Source organism: Alkalihalobacterium chitinilyticum (assembly GCF_029028005.1).
Classification (GTDB): Bacteria; Bacillota; Bacilli; order Bacillales; family Bacillaceae_F; genus Alkalihalobacterium; species Alkalihalobacterium chitinilyticum.
The window spans coordinates 1-3,677 of record NZ_JAOTPO010000035.1 but is presented as its reverse complement, the minus strand read 5'-3'; the positions used below and the strand labels follow the sequence as shown (position 1 = coordinate 3,677).

Sequence of the window (3,677 nt, the reverse complement as noted above, 5' to 3'; positions counted from 1 at the left end):
TCACCCTCTCAGGTCGGCTACGCATCGTCGCCTTGGTGAGCCGTTACCTCACCAACTAGCTAATGCGCCGCGGGCCCATCCTGTAGTGTTAGTATCCCAACTTTTACAATGACACCATGTGGTGTCATTGATTATCCGGTATTAGCTCCGGTTTCCCGAAGTTATCCCAGTCTACAGGGCAGGTTGCCCACGTGTTACTCACCCGTCCGCCGCTAACCTCATAAGAGCAAGCTCTTAATTGGTCCGCTCGACTTGCATGTATTAGGCACGCCGCCAGCGTTCGTCCTGAGCCAGGATCAAACTCTCCATAAAAGTGTTTGATATAGCTCATTGTCACAAACGTGACGTTTTTAAAACATTGACGAGATATCATGTATCTCATTTATTTCGCTTGGCTTTTTGTTCAGTTTTCAAAGAACTTTTTTTGCATGTCGTTTGTTAGCGACAATATTCATTATAGCACAATGTTAAATTCTGCGCAATAACTTTTTTTTGAATGTAGCTGTTTTCTTTATTTCCTTAAATCCTACTTCATGTTACAGCGACATAGATAATATTATCATAACATAGCATTATACGCAAGAGATTTTTACAAGTTAAAGCTAAAGTAAAACGTAAATATAATTAATTTAAAACTGAATTCTGCGCATTTACTTCTTTGAATATTATACGTAACAGATATATTAATTTATCACATTAGAAGTGAAAATACAAGAGATACAAGAGGAATAGCAAAAAAACTTTTAACTTATTATAAATCAATCCTCACCGTTATTGTGGTGGTAATATTGATTGTAAAGAGTTAGTTAAAGGTAGTAGTCTTTTTTTACCGTTTCTGTAGAAGGAGGTCTGTTTTCTATAGGAGACGGAGTGGTTTCCGGAACGGCGATCTAGTGTCCTATGGATTTAGTAGACATTACTCTTATCCTGCATGATGATATTAAGCAAAAATACCATCATGCTGGATTACCTTGGATTTAATGAGTACTTAAATGAGGCAACAGCCGTAGCATTAAATCAAATGCTACAGCTCATGCAACACTTATTCAAGAGCAACAAAACTCAAGGCAACAGCCCTCGCAAGTGTAGCAGTCGATTTACTAATCACACAGGTTGTAAATGACGCGAAAGGTGTGGATGCGATATTCCCTTATGAAGTTATTCGCCCAGAACAACTATAAAGAATATCCCCTAAATGATATTTATGGATATCTTTTATTCTTCCCTTCCAAATAAGATTATTCACATCTATATGAATACCCTTTCTTCTTATTATATATAACAACCAGTTCCTACTTATATATGTATATTTTTATATCCTAACTTCAAAAAAACCATTAATGCTAATAAATACCCTTTAGACTACCTAACATATCACAGTATTTATAACTCTATACATAAGATGCAAATAGTTATATAAATTGCTTTAACACTATGAATTTACCCCCTGTAATCTCTATGTAAACTTTTTGTAATACTATTCTAGTCAAACCATTCATAGAGATAGAGATATAGACGAGCTCTCAAAAAACTATAATAACTAGGGGGAAATATAATTATGAAAAAACTAATTTTTCTATTAACATTTCTAGCAGCAGCTCTTTTCTTTGCTACACCTGCTTTTGGATATACGGTTGAAAAAGGAGATACAATGTCAAAAATCGCACAGGATCATGGTTTAACATTAAAAGAATTAGCAGCAGCTAACCCACAGATTAATAATATCGATCTAATTTTCGTAGGACAACAAATTAATATACATACGAACAAAAAAAGCAACAACTCTCCGGAGCCACAAAATGAAGTAAATAAATTAAACGTATCAACAGAAACTACCAATCATAATTTTTCTAAAAAGGAACTAGATCTATTAGCAAGAATTGTACGTGCTGAAGCTCAAACAGAACCTTTTGAAGGAAAAGTCGCAGTCGCAGATGTGGTCTTAAATAGACTTGAAAGCTCTCAATTTCCAGATACTATAAAAGAAGTGATTTATCAACCTAGACAATTCCAACCTGTATCCAACGGTCAAATCAATAAACCGGCAGATCAAGAATCTATTGAAGCCGTAGCAGCAGCCTTAACGGACATGAGAAATATTTCGCAAGATTCTTTATTCTTCTATAACCCAGATATAGCTACAAGTCGTTGGTTAGATACTAGAGAGACAACCATCGTTATTGGAGCCCATGTATTCAAAAATTAATAATTAATATTTGGTAACAAACATTCAACAGAAACAGGAACTCTTTTCTATCTACACTTAAATAAGAAAATCATACAAGTGAGATATTCAAACACTTAAATAATAATAAAACTATCACATATAATACATATGTTTATATATAACATTAACCCTCATTAGGTTGTTCACGACTTGAATACTTTTTATAAAAGCTTGAATCTTCAAATGAACTATCAACGTCAATAGTAATACTTAGATACCACAAAAAGCATTCTTATGAAGAATGCTTTTTGTGTATTTTATAATTTTAATTTTTTTCAACAAACACATGCCTCCTATGTTGTTTTGCTAATGGAAATCTCTTCATAATAGCTTTTTTCATTTTCCCTCAAAGTATTGTTTTTCTTGATTTAATTTAATCTAATAGATCAAAAAATGGGCCAGATTTATAACCTTGTAATAAAAAAATAACCCAAGAGACTTTTACTCCTAGGTCAATTCGGGTTATGTATTGTTCTTAATTAAGTTAATGTACATATGTAAGACTAGATGGCGCACCCTAGAGGATTCGAACCTCTGACCGACGGCTTAGAAGGCCGTTGCTCTATCCTGCTGAGCTAAGGGCGCCCAATATTGGTGCGGGTGAAGGGACTCGAACCCCCACGTCAAAGACACTAGATCCTAAGTCTAGCGCGTCTGCCAATTCCGCCACACCCGCAAAAACTAAAAATGGTGAGCCATGAAGGACTCGAACCTTCGACCCTCTGATTAAAAGTCAGATGCTCTACCAACTGAGCTAATGGCTCTAACTAAAGTGGTGCCGGCGAGAGGACTTGAACCCCCAACCTACTGATTACAAGTCAGTTGCTCTACCAATTGAGCTACACCGGCATAATGGTGGAGGATGACGGGCTCGAACCGCCGACCCCCTGCTTGTAAGGCAGGTGCTCTCCCAGCTGAGCTAATCCTCCATAAAACTTTTGTTGCTGAATTAACTATTGGTGACCCGTACGGGATTCGAACCCGTGTTACCGCCGTGAAAGGGCGGTGTCTTAACCGCTTGACCAACGGGCCATACATTTTTTGGCGGAGAAGGAGGGATTTGAACCCTCGCGCCGGTTACCCGACCTATACCCTTAGCAGGGGCACCTCTTCAGCCACTTGAGTACTTCTCCATATTTATGGTGGGCCTAAGTGGACTCGAACCACCGACCTCACGCTTATCAGGCGTGCGCTCTAACCAGCTGAGCTATAGGCCCATAAATTAAAATGGAGCGGGTGATGGGAATCGAACCCACGACATCAGCTTGGAAGGCTGAGGTTTTACCATTAAACTACACCCGCATCTTTTTTACTTTATATAAACTGGTCGGGAAGACAGGATTTGAACCTGCGACCCCCTGGTCCCAAACCAGGTGCTCTACCAAGCTGAGCCACTTCCCGTTTAATATGGCGCGCCCTGAGAGATTCGAACTCCCGACCTTTTGATTCG

At 38.2% G+C, this 3,677-nt stretch carries 1 protein-coding gene, 10 tRNA genes and 1 rRNA gene; 1 reads left to right on the top strand and 11 read right to left on the bottom strand.

The window, feature by feature from the left end; translation table 11 throughout:
- Positions 1-312: ribosomal RNA gene (locus tag N7Z68_RS23980) — 16S ribosomal RNA — on the bottom strand; the annotation flags it as partial.
- A gap of 1,246 nt (positions 313-1,558) precedes the next feature.
- Between N7Z68_RS23980 and N7Z68_RS23975 the strand changes: the two genes are divergently transcribed.
- On the top strand, positions 1,559-2,206 hold the full coding sequence (locus tag N7Z68_RS23975; RefSeq protein WP_275120941.1) for a cell wall hydrolase: 648 nt from the start codon (positions 1,559-1,561) through the stop codon (positions 2,204-2,206).
- Between the two features lie 529 nt (positions 2,207-2,735).
- Here the strand turns inward: N7Z68_RS23975 and N7Z68_RS23970 are convergent.
- From N7Z68_RS23970 to N7Z68_RS23925, 10 genes are all read right to left on the bottom strand, one after another.
- Positions 2,736-2,812 (bottom strand) — tRNA-Arg (locus N7Z68_RS23970).
- Positions 2,813-2,819: 7 nt separating this feature from the next.
- Positions 2,820-2,903, bottom strand: a tRNA-Leu gene (locus tag N7Z68_RS23965).
- Between the two features lie 12 nt (positions 2,904-2,915).
- Positions 2,916-2,991, bottom strand: a tRNA-Lys gene (locus tag N7Z68_RS23960).
- 9 nt (positions 2,992-3,000) lie between these two features.
- Positions 3,001-3,076, bottom strand: a tRNA-Thr gene (locus tag N7Z68_RS23955).
- A gap of 4 nt (positions 3,077-3,080) precedes the next feature.
- A tRNA-Val gene (locus N7Z68_RS23950) sits at positions 3,081-3,156 on the bottom strand.
- A gap of 28 nt (positions 3,157-3,184) precedes the next feature.
- A tRNA-Glu gene (locus tag N7Z68_RS23945) sits at positions 3,185-3,259 on the bottom strand.
- A 10-nt stretch (positions 3,260-3,269) separates the two neighbouring features.
- A tRNA-Ser gene (locus N7Z68_RS23940) sits at positions 3,270-3,360 on the bottom strand.
- Positions 3,361-3,367: 7 nt separating this feature from the next.
- Positions 3,368-3,444, bottom strand: a tRNA-Ile gene (locus N7Z68_RS23935).
- An 11-nt stretch (positions 3,445-3,455) separates the two neighbouring features.
- A tRNA-Gly gene (locus tag N7Z68_RS23930) sits at positions 3,456-3,529 on the bottom strand.
- Between the two features lie 22 nt (positions 3,530-3,551).
- A tRNA-Pro gene (locus N7Z68_RS23925) sits at positions 3,552-3,628 on the bottom strand.
- Between the last annotated feature and the right edge of the window lie 49 nt (positions 3,629-3,677).